The following is a 14,105-nucleotide window of genomic DNA, read 5'->3' as shown; positions in this document are numbered from 1 at the left end:
GCTTGCCTTGCAGTGTTAAGTTGGTAAGATGTTGTTCATAAAGAGAATCAAAGCGTTGTTGTTCGGATGTGTTCATGACAATACTCCTAGATTTACGACCAAGGCCGGTCGCCTCTAGAAAGTATTTAGGATGGAAAAGTAAACAGGCTTTTTATCTCTTCTGCCGCATAGCGGCTTCGTTCAACAAGTTACTCAAACGGACGCTAAACAATTGGCTAGCGCTCGTTCCTCGCAATTTTAGCCAACAATTTCGCGCTGCTTAGTAAGGCGTTAACCAATAGAAATTTTTATCCGAAACTGACTGGTTAGAGTTAAGACTTTAACTCGGAAGTGTCCAGAAACGATTTAACTTGTGATTGCCCAAGTGGTAGCAGCAAGGTCAAATCGAAGAGATAGAAAACTCGGTGCGAACACAGTTGTGACCTTCTGAGGCATGGATGCCGAGGTAGAGCTCACATGGAAGTGCTCGTAGCGTGTCACAAATGTGTTTGCACGTGGGGCCTGCTGCAAGCAATTCAAAACAATGAAAGTCAACGCTACCGTCAGCGAAATAAAAACCAACACAGCCAAATGTTAAACCACAAAAAATGCCAACACCTTCATTCCAAGGCAAACACACTTTTGTCCAAAAACGAGTTAACTTTTGATTGTCAGATTGATACCCGAAAGGCTAAATCGGATAGATAAAATCACCCCGTGTAGGTGCGGCTGAGGGTATCGAAAACATGGCCGAAAATGTTCCCGACATTTTGCGGCATTCCCTACTTCCATGTAGGTCAGATGTTTTCGTTAAGCGGTCAAGGATGACGTATAGCGTCCCGAAGCAGTATCTACACATGGCCGTTCTGTCACATCCATGTGATCACGACATTCGTATATCCATATACATCACCGCCGCAGGCTTTTAACTACAATGAAGATTCGACTTTAAACACAAATCCCAATTCCAACACAGCCAAATGTTATAAGCCAAAAATGCCAACACCTTCATTCGAAGGTCGACTTAATGTGTTCTAAAACTCCCAACAAGGCCAATCAAAGCGATTGATAATTTGGTGTCGAGAAGGCGGCCTATGGGACATATCTTTATTATTGCTGTGTAGCGGCTTTAGCTAACTTTGCTGCTTAAAGCTCACTTGAAAGCGAGCGCCACCAAGTGCGTCAGATTGACCGATAGTCAGTTCGCCCTGATAGCTTTCTACTAGATCGCGCACAATCGCAAGACCGATCCCGTGGCCTTTTTCATAGGTGTCTGCACGTCTTCCTCGTTCGAGTATGGCTTGTCGAAGTTCAGGGTTAACCCCTAAGCCATCATCTTCAATACAGATGACCAATTTGTCGCTGGACTCAGTAATACTCAAGTTCACTTCAGCTTTTGCGGCTTTGCAGGCGTTATCGAGCAGGTTGCCTAAGATCTCCGTTAGGTCGGTTTGGTCACCGAAAAAGACGCACGCTTCACTGGGTTGGTGCGCATAATCTAGCTTAATGCCTGGGTGTATTTTGGTTAAGGTGCGCAAAAGCTTATCAGAGATAAGGACGACCTTAACCCCCAGATGCCATGCCGTACCAGCCGCCGTTTGAGCGCGTTTAAGCTGATGACCTATGGTGCGGTTAATCTGAATGACTTGTTCAATTGAGGTAGGGCTAAGACCTTTTTGGCTTTGTATTACTGCCAAAGGCGTCTTTAAGCTATGTGCTAAATCCGATAATGCGTTGCGATAGCGGCTGCGCTGACGCTGTTCTGTCGTCAGTAGCGTATTGAGCTGTCTTGCCACTGCCTGTAACTCATTAGGGTATTGCCCAGTTAATTGCTGTGACTCGCCCTGCTGAACCGACTTTAGCTCCTGTTTAAAGCGAGCAAGCGGCTTAAGTGTCCAGGCTAGCCAAGCAAATTGAATGGCGATAAGCACTAACATAAGCAGTAATAGCCAAGTCCACAGGTGTTGGCTAAAGGCGCTTAGCTGCTTGGACACGCTGGTGAAATCTTTGATGATATGTAACGTCAGTGGCGAGGTATCATGTTTGGTGCCCGGCGTGGCGAAACGTACGCTAAAGCTATAGATAAGATGGGGGCGGCTGTCGATAGTGATCTGCCCATACTCACTTTGGCCTACGTCAGGTGTTGGTAGCCTTTCTGGGGCATTTAGACCTAAAAAGGAGTTTGACGCCCATTGCACTGCACTGGCTGATTGCGGTGAGGTTGCATTGGCATCTGTGCTGGTTATCAGTGCATATAGGCCTGAATTAATCACGTTAAACTGATTTTCTAGTAGGCTTTCTGGCATCAAGAGTTGCTTATTCTCCACCTCTGTGACCGCCAGCACTGAATAGAGGTAGGCGGTAAGTTGCTCTTCAACATTGCTCAGTACTTGTTGTTTAAAGGCATTGTTGAGGGCGACACCAATGGTGGGTAACACGATGACTGTTAGCAGCACTGCGCTTAAAATTAAGCGAGTACGCAGTGAATTGAGTCGTTTGCCTGAGGTATTGGGCGTGCGCATTAGCTTACCTATTTCGCAGACAATGAGTTGAGTCGATACCCTTGGCCGCGTAGAGTTTCGATAAGGCCGTATCGCCCTTCGGGATCGAGCTTTTTACGTAGGCGACGAATAAAGACCTCAATAACATTGGAGTCCAAGTCAAAGTCTTGATCGTAGATATGCTCAATCAACACGCTTTTCGATTTGACCTCGCCGATATGCAGCATGAAGTATTCAAATAGTTTGTATTCTGAGCCACTTAAGTTTATCTGTTTCTCAGCCACTTTAATTTCATGGCTACTGGTATTAAGGCTAACCGGGCCATTTTGGATAAGCGGGCTAGACTTGCCGGCCGATCGCCTGATAAGTGCTTTGAGACGAGCGACTAACTCTTCAGGGTGAAAAGGTTTAGTCAGGTAGTCGTCTGCCCCCGCATCTAAGCCTTCGACTTTATCTTGCCAGCTATCACGGGCGGTGAGGATTAAGATAGGGTAGTCAATCGCTTGTTCACGCAGTGTGGTGATTAAGGCTATGCCGTCGAGCTTTGGTAGTCCGACATCGATAATGGCGGCATCATAGGGATATTCTTGCCCCTGAAACAGCCCCTCTTCGCCATCGCTGGCAACATCTATGGTGTAGTTGGCGTCCACTAAATGCTGCTTCAAATTGCTTTGCAGTGCCAAATCATCTTCAACTAATAGTAGTCGCATGCCTCTCTCCTTTGCGTTTAAGCTGGGCTTATCGCCTGCTCATCTGTCCTGTTACGGCATCAATAGAGACATAAAACACTACTCCGTCGGCGCTGAGTAGCTTGGCTCGGTAGCCGGGGTTGCCGTTGATCTTGCTTGATTGCACACTGAGAACTTTGCCACCATATTGGCTTTTAACCATTTGGGTCGCTTGTTGACGACTTTTGACGCGTAGATTTTGCTGGCTGCTCTTTTGAGCTGCCATCAACATACTGCTGCTGGCAAATGTCGATAACTCAAGCTGTGCTGCTTTACCCGTAATGGGTAGCAGTAAACACGCTGTTGTTATCAAAATCATACCTTTTTTCATCAAAAGCACCTGTATTCTAATCATCTGCTCAGTGTAAAAGATCCTATAAAAATAAGAAACATATCTAGCAAGTAAGGGGTGTTTTGTTGTCTCATTACGCCCATTACATTGAAAGTATCCATCGACCAAGATGAACATTAGCTGAATGTGCAGTGCTCTCCATCCTATTGAATCTGTGTGTTTTTCGCGTTCAGCTTGTGTTCATTTTAATTGGGCTTTAATGGCTGCAACGGTTACATAACAGCTTAAGATGGAGAGTGATGATGAAATCAATCATTAAGGCAAAACAACCTAAGGTTACGTATCTAAACGGTGTGCTGACTAAGCTGCCACTGTTGCTAGCATTGGGTGTGTCATTGAGTGCAAGTGCCGATGAAGCGGTTATTGGTACCATGGCTAGCGCATCATCGGTTGCGATTGAGCAGCGAAGCGGTGCCGCACCACAATATTTTAGTCGCAGTACCCAAGAGATGAATGCGCAGCAGTTAAAAGGTGCGCAGGCGCTGAAGCAGATGGCTGTGACGCCAGTTGAGAGACTGACACGTGATCAGGTCATTGCCCAGCGCCAGCAAAAAAGTGACAAATCCACAGCGTTGCGCTCCTCTGCCGAGCGTTTAGCAGCGGGCGTTTACTATGAGTTTGCCATTTATGAAGCCAGCAGTCGGCTGTTTGAAGATGTTGACTATGATGGCTTTTATCGCACTTTTAGTGTGACCTTTGATGCAGATCTGCACACCAGTTATTTTAACCAAGCTGTCGATGTTTATGCTGATCTTTATTTGAGTCGAAATGGCGGTCCTTGGGAGCTGTTTCATACCACAGATACCTTCACTATTGTCGACGATGCCAGTGATGATGACTTTGAGGTACTCACAACCTTGCATAGCGGATACCCAACGGATCATTATGATGTGCTGATCGATCTCTATGAGGTGGGTTACAGCGATATTGTGGCGACGATCAGTAGTGATGATGTGGATGATCTATATGCTTTGCCGCTTGAGAGTGCCGATCGTGACCCCTATGAGGAGGTGACCACTGAGGTGATTGTTGGTGGCTCGCTTTCAACTTTAGGTCTGTTTTTCCTCTCTGGCCTAGCAGGGCTTAGGCGACGCTTTGGTTAACGGGAGTACGACCTTATATTGGCCATCTTCCAGTTAAAGGTGAGCGGTTGCTCGCCTTTGGCTTTCTCTTCTATGAAGCAAATTTCACATAAAATTTCCTATTAAAGGCGTATATTGTTCACTGATGAGATTGTTCAATGCTGTGGGGGCAGATTATGGATCAAGACGGTCAAGGTGTAACTGAGCAAGCTAAGGTCTATCGAGTGTGGGATAGGCCGACCCGCGTGTTTCATTGGTTCAATGTGTTTTGTGTTACTACGCTGATATTCATTGGTTTTTTAATGCTATTTAGAGGTGACCTAGGCATAACAGGCCTAGAGGCTAAGATAAAACTTAAAACGCTTCATGTGTGGGTTGGTTATCTGTTTGCCATTAATTTGAGCATCAGGTTGTTATGGGGAGTGATGGGGTCAAGCGGTGCGCGCCTATCTAAGATGTTACCCAATTTTGCTGCGGTTCGCCGGTATAAGGCTCAGCTCAAACAGGGGGCATCACCACAGTATTTACACCATAATCCTCTGGGTAATATTGCCGTGTTTGCGATGATGTTGTTGCTGGTTATTATCATGCTTACGGGGTTAGTTCGCGCTGGAACAGATATCTACTATCCTCCTTTAGGCGGTGTGGTGAGTGATTATTTAGCTCAGCCGGGTGTAGCGGGCGCATCATTAAAACCCTATGATGAAACCGGTGTCGATAAGCAAAAAGTAGCGCAGTTAAAGCCGTTGAAATCGTTAGCCGGTACTGTACATGTTTATGGTGTTTACCTGCTCATGCTCATTATTGCCTTACATATAGCCGGGGTGATTTTAGCTGAGGTTAAGCATCAACCTGGTTTAGTATCGGCAATGATATCGGGTAAAAAACGCTTAACTCGACCACCTGAAGATTAGCCTCTTTTGACCTATCGAGCAGCCATGGTCGGTTTGGGCGACTGATACGACTTTGGCTGCTAAAACTGTTTACGCCCTCTTTTTATACTATTCGACTACTTTTCAGCTGGTTCATTTAGTTGCCATATAACTAGTTTTCCACCGTTAACCCTAAAAATGATAAGTTAACTAGCGAACTCAAAATTTGTCGCTTTTCCTTTATCTGCTAATAGGTTAGGATGCCGTGGTTTTTAAATCGTATTTTGTTATTGGAGTAGAAAATGAAAAAGGGACTTACACTAGTCGCGTTATCGATTACGGCATTATTAAGCAGTGCTACGGCTATGGCTGAGACCGACAAAACTGGTTTCTATGTGGGTGGTAACATTGGCTCGGCTAATTTAACGGTTAATCAGTTTGATGAGTCAGCTGTAAGTGTTGGTGCTTACGGTGGTTATAATTTCACTGAAAACTTTGGCTTAGAAGGTACCTTGTTTACCACTGGTGACTTAGGTGACTACGGTGATATTCGCGCCGCTTCATTTACTGCTGCGCCTAAATTTTCGTACTATTTCAATGATAGTATTTCTATGTTTGCTAAAGTTGGCCTAACGGCAACAGCGGTTGCTGCTGATGAAGATGGCGTCAATAATGACTTCTCTGGTATTGGTTGGGTGTGGGGCTTAGGACTTAACGCTGCGGTTACAGATAAGCTGAATGTCCGTGTTAGCTATGAGATGATCAATGCAGATTTGGAGCATAACCATTTTAATGAAGAGATTGACAGTGAATTGAGCAATATCTCGTTAGGCGTTCACTATCAGTTCTAAGATGTTTTTAAGGATTGGATATACAAATAATGCAGCTTAGGCTGCATTTTTATTGCTTGTGCCTAATGCCTCAATTGCGCCTTTACTCGCTATAAAGTTGAGCGCGGTAATAATTGCCCCAAGACATGATTAAAGACTTAATATCCCGAAAGTTTTAGTCTATGATGTTAGATACTTGTTAACACATAGGTCGGGGGATAAATGAAGCGATCATGGCTAGTTGTGCTCTCATTAGTTTGTAGTTTAGTTGCTAGTTCGGCTTCGGCAATCGTAGTGAAAGATATCAAGGGCTACTACCTTGGTGCATTGGGAGGTTATTCCCAGCTAGAGGCTGGGGCGTTTGATGAGTCAGCGATAAGCTACGGTGTGTATGGCGGCTACTATTTTAGCAAAAACTTTGCTGTTGAAACGGCCTACGTGATGACTGACAACTATGTTGATGTCGGCGATGTGACCGCAAATCACCTCTCTTTTGCTGCTAAATTTCATCACTACTTTAGTAATACCTACTCGATGTTTATTAAAGCGGGAGCGGCATCGACTAAGGTGAAATCCGATGCGGATTATGATGGTGTCGGTTGGCTATGGGGAGCCGGTTTAAACATGGCTTTTAGCAATAATATTAATGTCCGCTTAGCTTATGAGATGCTTTATACCGACCTTGATACCAATGGTGTGGATGAGCGCGTTGAGAGCGACCTAGGTAATGTGTACCTGGGGATTCATTACCAGTTCTAGACCCTACTTAATTATGAAAAAATGCAGCCAAGTGGTTGCATTTTTTTTATGTCGCTTTTTGTTTTGGCTATTTATTCTACTATTTCATGTATTTACATTGTAAAAGTCGGTGGTGAAAAAAGTATGTAAAACAAAGGCAAACCCCTCAACGTTTGTATCATCGCCTGAAACACCTGTTGTGATATTAATGATAATAGTTATCATTCGCGCATTATCGAGAGGGGGAGATTATAACAAATGAAGCAAATGGGTTTTTCAGTACTTGCGCTTGCCTGCGCAGCACCATGGTTGTCGAGCGTATCGTATGCGCAACAAGAAACAGCCAGTAATGTTGAACGGATAACGGTTTATGGTCGCCAAAATCAAGTGGTGATGAATTCAGGGTTAGCCACTAAATCAGATATGTCATTAATGGAAACGCCGGCTGCGGTAGTGATTGTCGATGAAGAGCTGATCACGACTCAAGGTGCTGGCAATTTGCAAGACTTACTTCGCAATATTAGTGGTGTGACGCAGGCAGGTAACAACTATGGTATTGGCGACAATATTGTTATCCGCGGTCTGGGGGCCAACTATACCTATGATGGCATGTATGGTGGAGCTGGACTTGGCAATACCTTCAATCCAACACGCTCGTTAACCAATGTCGAATCTGTTGAAGTATTAAAAGGGCCTGCTACCGGATTGTATGGCATGGGCAGTGCTGGAGGGGTGATTAATCTTATTGAGAAAAAACCACAGTTTGAAGCCAATCACGAGTTTACCGCTGAGGTGGGTCAGTGGCAAACCTACTCTTTAGCGTTGGACACCACTGCGGGGTTAACCGAAAACCTTGCTTATCGTTTGGTGGCTAAATCGGCTCGCAGTGATGGTTATCGTGAAATAGGTACCGACCGTGATGAGGTGTATGGGTCACTTAAGTATCAATTTGATGACGATCAAGACCTCATGTTAAGCGTTGCGTACATTAAGGACGCCATTGCGGTTGATTCGATTGGTCATCCTATTCGTATCTATAACGCAGATTCGGTTGGCGGGAAAACTGCCGGTGATGTGAGCTGGGAAGACTTGACCAATGACCCTAACGGCATTGGGATTCAACTGACTGACGAGCAACGCCAGCAATTAGCAAATTCGTTATCATCAAATGATGGATTAACACCTTATGCATTTGGTCATGCGGGCATTATTTCGCCCATGGCGAAAGACAATGAAGGTGAAGAGCTAAGGTTTAAATTAACTCACAATCTGTTTTTAACGGATAATCTGTTTCTTAATCAACAGTTACAGTATCGCGATTACCAGTCAGGGTTTGCGCGCCAAACAGGCGCCTATAACTATGTGTACTGGAATCGAAGTGGAACCATTAATGCGGATCCGCGTGCGCCACTGGTTGTCGATGATGTGTTATATCCCTTCGCTGCGCGTCGACAGGAATATCGCCAAGTTTCGGCCGATGAGACCTCATGGCAATACTTTGCGGACTTGCGCTATGATTTTCAAATTGGAAATATAGATAACGAACTGTTAGTGAATGCCAACTATGAAGATCGCAACATTCGTTTCAAGCAGTACTCTATTTATGATGCCGATAAGGTGATTAAAAACAAAGCGGGTGAACAGATCTATCAAGGGCGTTTGCCGTACATTTTTGATATTAGAAAGCCTAACTGGGCTCAAGGCCAATTTAGCGATTATGACCCGCTACTTACCAGTAACTATGATAAGAAAGTGAGTGCATGGGGAGTCGGTATACAGCATGTGGGTTACTTTGGTTATGGGTTGACTAGCCGCATCGGTGTTGCATTTAATGATATTTCACAAAGCTATCAACACTTTGGTGTGGACTCTCGCTATAGTGCAAGCCGAGCGCAGCCTACGCCAGAGGCTGATACCTCTGATGACGGTATTACCTATAATCTTGGTCTAACTTATATGCCGAGCGATGATCTCTCATTCTTTGTTAATCACTCTAAGGGACGAACCGCTTATAGCATCTTAGGCAGTGTGAAAGGGGATGGTCAAGATAGGCTCGACTCTGAATCAATTAGTAATGATCTTGGCATGCGATTTAAAGCCTTTGATGATCAGATGTTAGCATCCTTGGTGCTGTTTAAAAGTTCTCGCACCAACCTGCAGTACAACAATAAAGATTATGAGACTGGCGTTTCTGCACCTGGTATACCGCAGTATTATTATGATGGTAGCGAAGAGACTTCAGGTGTCGAACTGGATCTCAATGCCCATTTAAACGATCAATGGTCGATTAACTTAAACGGCGTTTATCAAGACGCCAGAGACAAAAAAGATCCCAATAGTGGTAGCTTTGATACTCGTCAAAAAGGCGTTCCCTATGTTACCGCGAGCGCATGGGTGACCTATGGTGCTCAGTGGTTCAATCTGTCGAGTCCGCTAAGCATCAGCATGGGGGCTAAATATGTTGATGAACGCAGCACTAACTCTAGTTCATTCGGTATTCCTGATGGCTATGTAGCAAGCTATAGCGTAGTGGATACTGCCATTGGTTATGATACTGATGATTGGCGGGTTCAACTTAACGTGAACAATCTCTTCAACGAAGCTTACTATTCAAAGGCCATGTTCCTTGGCGGTATGCCAGGCGAGGAGAGGAATGCCAAGCTAACCTTTACCTATCGTTTATAATTGATGCCGTATAAAAAATGCAGCCAATTGGCTGCATTTTTTATTTACGTAACTGGGGTTATTCAATATTGTGCTTTTCCCGTATACAGGGACGATTTATGTTTTCATTGACTCTGTGTTAGGTTAAAAAATAATCTTTTAACAGATGACGACACTATGACTATTGATAGAAAACTCTTCACACTAGCGATGGCTGGGCTGTTGGTCACATCCTCTGTGCATGCCACAAAATTGCAAGACTCTATTAAAGTGGCTATGCCTGAACTGGAATCGCTGTATCTCCATCTGCACCAATACCCTGAACTGAGCTATCAAGAGAAAGCTACCAGTGCACGACTCGCGATGGAATTCACTAAGCTGGGCTTTGATGTGACCAGTAATTTTGGTGGGTATGGAGTGGTGGCGATTTACAAAAATGGCGCAGGGCCGACAGTCATGGTGCGTGCCGATACCGATGGGCTGCCTATTACCGAGCAAACGGGCAAAGTGTATGCATCAAAAGTCAAAACGCTAGACGCGAATAATAATAGCGTAGGGGTGATGCATGGGTGCGGCCTGATGTCCACATGACAACATTAGTCGGTACGGCTCAGCAACTACTGATCAATAAAGATAGCTGGCAAGGCACTTTGATGATGGTAGCGCAACCCGCTGAAGAGGTAGGCGGCGGTGCGAAAGCCATGTTAAAGCAGGGATTGTTTACTCAGTTTCCGATACCTGATCATATTTTAGGGCTGCATGTCAGCGCATCTGTACCTGCTGGGAAAGTGGCGATTGCTCCTGGTTATGCCTTAGCGAACGTCGATTCAGTGGACATAACTATAAAGGGCAAGGGCGGGCATGGCGCTTACCCACATACCACTATTGACCCCGTGGTGTTGGCATCAAGGACCGTGCTTGCACTGCAAACCATTTCAAGCCGAGAGGTGTCGCCCCTTGAGCCAAATGTGATAACAGTGGGGTCAATTCATGGAGGCTCAAAACATAATATTATCGGCAATGAGGTCAAACTGCAGTTGACGCTGCGCTCCTATAACCCCGAGGTGCGTTTACAGCAAATCGCTGCCATAAAGCGGATAACAAAAGGGATCGCGATGAGTGCCGGGTTGCCTAATGCATTAATGCCTGTCGTGGTAGTCGATGAAACCCAATCGATTCCATCAACCTATAATAACCCTGAGCAAACTCTGCGAGTGCAGGCGAGTATTGAACAAGTACTTGGCAATGATAATGTGCTTGAGTCTGCCCCTGTGATGGCGGGGGAAGATTTTGGTTTATATGGATTGACAGCGCATCAACGTCCGATAACGCTTTTTTGGTTGGGGGCAGTACCACCCAAGGTATATGAATTAAGTCTTAAAAGTGGTGATACTTTGCCCTCGTTGCATTCGAGTCAGTTTGCGCCTGATTACCCCCTTGCAATTAGTACGGGGGTACATGCCATGAGTCAGGCAACAATTGATCTGTTTAAACCCTAGTTTTTGGGTTGTTAATTGTTAACCATTAGACGATGTCGATCATAGATCTGTGTTTACCTATCCTGTTTGCTATTGAGATATCGGTGTGTCTCTTGTTGTGTCTCTTATTGTAGTAAGTCTGGGTTGTGATTGTTGTTTATCATTGTTTTACAATGCGTTAATTGGTTGGTGTGACATGTCGTTTCAATGGTGTTTTACCTTGCTAGCGCCTGAGTGTTTGTGTAAGTTTCGCAACACTTGTAACGGCGGGGTGGTAAATGAAGCAACAGAAAGGTTTTACGCTTATTGAGCTAGTGATGGTGATTCTTTTCCTGGCTATAATTAGTGTCATTGTTGCACCAAAGTTGCTATCGCTGTCAAGTGAGTCTCAAACGGCAATGATTAAATCCGTTGGCGGTACCATAGCTTCAATGAATCAAATGGTGAACTCCAAAAACCAAGTCGTTGGGATTGCTGATAAGGGAGACTGTTCCTATTCATGTGGTGGTGATCCACACTAGGATGTATTGGTCGGTTATTATTTTGTTGATATCTCCGGTACTCGTCTTTACGTGTATAACGGCTATCCTATGGCAACACAGTTTGATCCTGTGGTGCAAAAAAACTATAAAACCGTGATGGGATTGAGCGATGATGACTGGTTAGTTGAGCCATATATAAATAGTCACGCGAGTGGAATTATTCCGATGAAATTTAAAGATAAAGTTGCTGATATTAAAAGTGGTAATTTTAAATGTCATTTGGAATATGTGGCACCTACTAGTGGTCGGAGTTATGCCCTGAAAACGTTAACCTATGATTGTTGATGCCCAAGAATGTTCGAGGTTTTAGATAAATTAACAGCGCGGCTTATGGCGCGCTGTTGCGCTAAAGATAAGCTGCTATTACGGCAGTGTCGGTGCGTCGAAACCATATTTGGCTAAAATGGTTTGCCCTTGGGGCGATAAGATAAATAGGGCTAATTCTGTTGAATCTACTTGTGCGCCTTCGATGACGGTCAAGCCGTAATTTGCCCCGACACTAAGGTTGTCAGGTAGTTGTACTATCTTCAATTGACTCACCTCTTTTTGCGCAAGTACCGCATTAGTACAGTATGTTAAGAATATATCCGCTTGGTTGTTTTCCATCACCCAGCCATAAGGGTTGCGTCCATCTGGTGATTTCGCACTTTTTGGCCCACCAGTTAGTTGCAGTGCTTTATTACTGAGTGTCATTTGTGCGCCTGCTGATACGGCCTCTGCGCGATCAAAAACCTTAAATGCATAGTCACCAGCGGGATCGGCTTTTGGGGTTGATGTACCTAAACGAATTTTATTGTTTAACATGTGAGCCAATAGACTCTCAGAGGTTACGTTGATAGTGGGTTGCGTTAATGCGCAGAGTTTATTGCGGGCAAACATCACTACTGATCCACTTTTTCCCTCTTTATTTAAGGCTCTTGGGTGTTTCATATTTGCCGAGGCAAATAGGTCAACATTTTCACCTTGTTCGATACGCTTCCTCAGTAAGCCAGATGGCGCAAACTGGGGAGCGACTTGAGCATGACCTTGTGTTTGGTACGCCTCGATCACCTCTGTCATCGCTGTCTTTAAGCTGCCAGCAGCGCGAAATTCTATTGGCGCTGCGTGACTGGTGCCTGATAAAGCGATGAGGGTGAGCGCGAAGAACATTACTTTGCAGTGCATTTGATTTCCCTATTTTAATGATGAAATGGTTTTGATACGGGCTATAAAAGCGCAGTTCATTTTGGGCTGCAATGCTTGTTGAGAGTCAATGTTCAGACTTGCTACAGAGATCGGTAAAGTATTAAAGAGACTGAGACAAATTGTCTACTTTTGATCATAAAATTAACTCTGCCTCTCAGTAACTTTCGATATTCATATCAAGATTTAAAGACTCAGCTAGCTCAATTTTGTGCATTAACTATTGTTAGCTATATTTATCTCTAGCTCAGTAATTCAAAATTTATCAGATGATCAGCCTTTATATAGGCAATACATAGTGAGGACATTGCATGTTAAAGATAAACAGATTGGCGGTTACGTGTGCCCTGGTTCCAATGGTTTTATTGGGCTGCGCTACGGGTGACACACCAGAATCGAAAAAAGCCAATGCGCGTAAAGAGACGCAAGAGGCGCTACAAGAAATCTATAAAGAACAACCTGCTGCAAAGACTGCGGTAGCGGAGGCTGTGGCGCATGTCGTGTGCACGGGTAGCAACAGTTACCTATTTGCCTTATCGACTGGAGGCGGGGTTTGCGTGCTCAGCGAAAAGGGGGCAACCTCCTATTACCGATTTGCTACAGGTGGCGTCGGTGCCGGCATTGGCTGGAAACAGGTAGCATTTGTGCAAGCATTTATGAAAGCCGATGCAGTAAAACGTTTTAAAGAGTCTGGTTATGAGGGCCAAGCGCAAGCGGAAGCCAGTGCTAAATATGAAGAGAGCGGCGATCAAGCATCAGCCAACCAATCAGCCGATCTTGATGGCGTTAAAACTTACCAAGTCAACTTGATGGGCGCTGCTGCGCAGGCAACTGTACAAGGTTATAAATATTGGCCAACCGATTTCAGTGACGATTTTATGGAACATAAAGAGTAATCACTAGCGGTTTAGTGTCAATGCCGCGTCATTGTCTGACTAAGACTGTTATGCGGCATTTTCTTGGGTGACGATGGCACTTACATGTAAATTAATACACCCACACCTTTGCCAATGAAAAAAGCGATAAGGCCAAGCAAAAAGATCATGGCTAAGGCCAAAAGAGGTTTAGCCAGCTCTGGGGTTGAATTCCAAACTTTCATTAATGTTTCCATACGATAATCCATCTCCCTGACGGTCGTTGAGCTGTGACATTTTTAC

13 protein-coding genes and 1 pseudogene are annotated in these 14,105 nt (G+C 44.7%); 9 read left to right on the top strand and 5 right to left on the bottom strand.

The features are described 5' to 3' along the window. Positions 1-1,112: 1,112 nt before the first annotated feature. From BEL05_RS07785 to BEL05_RS07775, 3 genes are read right to left on the bottom strand one after another with little or no spacing between them, the layout of a single operon-like run. Entirely contained in the window at positions 1,113-2,501 is a 1,389-nt protein-coding gene (locus BEL05_RS07785; protein WP_069670823.1) for an ATP-binding protein, read from the bottom strand. A gap of 8 nt (positions 2,502-2,509) precedes the next feature. After that, on the bottom strand, positions 2,510-3,190 hold the full coding sequence (locus BEL05_RS07780; RefSeq protein ID WP_069670822.1) for a response regulator transcription factor: 681 nt from the start codon (positions 3,188-3,190) through the stop codon (positions 2,510-2,512). Positions 3,191-3,218: 28 nt separating this feature from the next. Then, entirely contained in the window at positions 3,219-3,539 is a 321-nt protein-coding gene (locus BEL05_RS07775) for a PepSY domain-containing protein (RefSeq protein WP_069670821.1), read from the bottom strand. A gap of 263 nt (positions 3,540-3,802) precedes the next feature. Between BEL05_RS07775 and BEL05_RS07770 the strand changes: the two genes are divergently transcribed. The 8 genes and pseudogenes from BEL05_RS07770 to BEL05_RS21175 all read left to right on the top strand — a co-directional run bounded on the left by BEL05_RS07770 (position 3,803) and on the right by BEL05_RS21175 (position 12,051). Then, positions 3,803-4,663 carry a choice-of-anchor H family protein gene (locus tag BEL05_RS07770; protein ID WP_069670820.1) on the top strand — a complete coding sequence of 287 codons (861 nt, stop codon included), beginning with the start codon at positions 3,803-3,805 and terminating at the stop codon, positions 4,661-4,663. Positions 4,664-4,818: 155 nt separating this feature from the next. Further along, a complete protein-coding gene (locus BEL05_RS07765) occupies positions 4,819-5,556 on the top strand; it encodes a cytochrome b/b6 domain-containing protein (RefSeq protein ID WP_069670831.1) in 738 nt (245 codons plus the stop codon). A gap of 260 nt (positions 5,557-5,816) precedes the next feature. Then, positions 5,817-6,365: a porin family protein gene (locus BEL05_RS07760; protein ID WP_028764568.1), complete on the top strand. Its 549-nt coding sequence runs from the start codon at positions 5,817-5,819 to the stop codon at positions 6,363-6,365. A gap of 201 nt (positions 6,366-6,566) precedes the next feature. Further along, positions 6,567-7,103, top strand: a complete 537-nt coding sequence (locus tag BEL05_RS07755) for an outer membrane protein (protein WP_069670819.1) — start codon at positions 6,567-6,569, stop codon at positions 7,101-7,103. 237 nt (positions 7,104-7,340) lie between these two features. After that, positions 7,341-9,767, top strand: coding sequence for a TonB-dependent receptor (locus BEL05_RS07750; protein ID WP_069670818.1), 2,427 nt, complete (start codon positions 7,341-7,343; stop codon positions 9,765-9,767). A gap of 156 nt (positions 9,768-9,923) precedes the next feature. Beyond that, positions 9,924-11,245, top strand: a pseudogene (locus BEL05_RS07745) (M20 metallopeptidase family protein). Between the two features lie 257 nt (positions 11,246-11,502). Continuing rightward, complete coding sequence (locus tag BEL05_RS21180) at positions 11,503-11,745, top strand: type II secretion system protein (protein WP_245686958.1); 243 nt, start codon at positions 11,503-11,505, stop codon at positions 11,743-11,745. Between the two features lie 69 nt (positions 11,746-11,814). Next, a complete protein-coding gene (locus BEL05_RS21175) occupies positions 11,815-12,051 on the top strand; it encodes a hypothetical protein (RefSeq protein WP_245686957.1) in 237 nt (78 codons plus the stop codon). A 78-nt stretch (positions 12,052-12,129) separates the two neighbouring features. Here the strand turns inward: BEL05_RS21175 and BEL05_RS07735 are convergent, their stop codons facing one another. Beyond that, the gene (locus BEL05_RS07735; protein WP_069670817.1) at positions 12,130-12,930 is read right to left on the bottom strand and encodes a molybdate ABC transporter substrate-binding protein; all 801 of its coding nucleotides are present in this window, start codon (positions 12,928-12,930) and stop codon (positions 12,130-12,132) included. A 329-nt stretch (positions 12,931-13,259) separates the two neighbouring features. Between BEL05_RS07735 and BEL05_RS07730 the strand changes: the two genes are divergently transcribed. Beyond that, entirely contained in the window at positions 13,260-13,844 is a 585-nt protein-coding gene (locus BEL05_RS07730) for a lipid-binding SYLF domain-containing protein (RefSeq protein ID WP_069670816.1), read from the top strand. An 80-nt stretch (positions 13,845-13,924) separates the two neighbouring features. On the opposite strand, the gene BEL05_RS21275 is transcribed toward BEL05_RS07730, so the two are convergent. After that, positions 13,925-14,047: a hypothetical protein gene (locus BEL05_RS21275; RefSeq protein ID WP_259650978.1), complete on the bottom strand. Its 123-nt coding sequence runs from the start codon at positions 14,045-14,047 to the stop codon at positions 13,925-13,927. Positions 14,048-14,105 lie beyond the last annotated feature (58 nt).

It is taken from the genome of Shewanella colwelliana, assembly GCF_001735525.1.
In the GTDB taxonomy this organism is placed as follows: Bacteria; Pseudomonadota; Gammaproteobacteria; order Enterobacterales; family Shewanellaceae; genus Shewanella; species Shewanella colwelliana.
The sequence above is the reverse complement of the archived record's forward strand: the minus strand, read 5'-3'. Positions and strand labels throughout refer to the sequence as shown.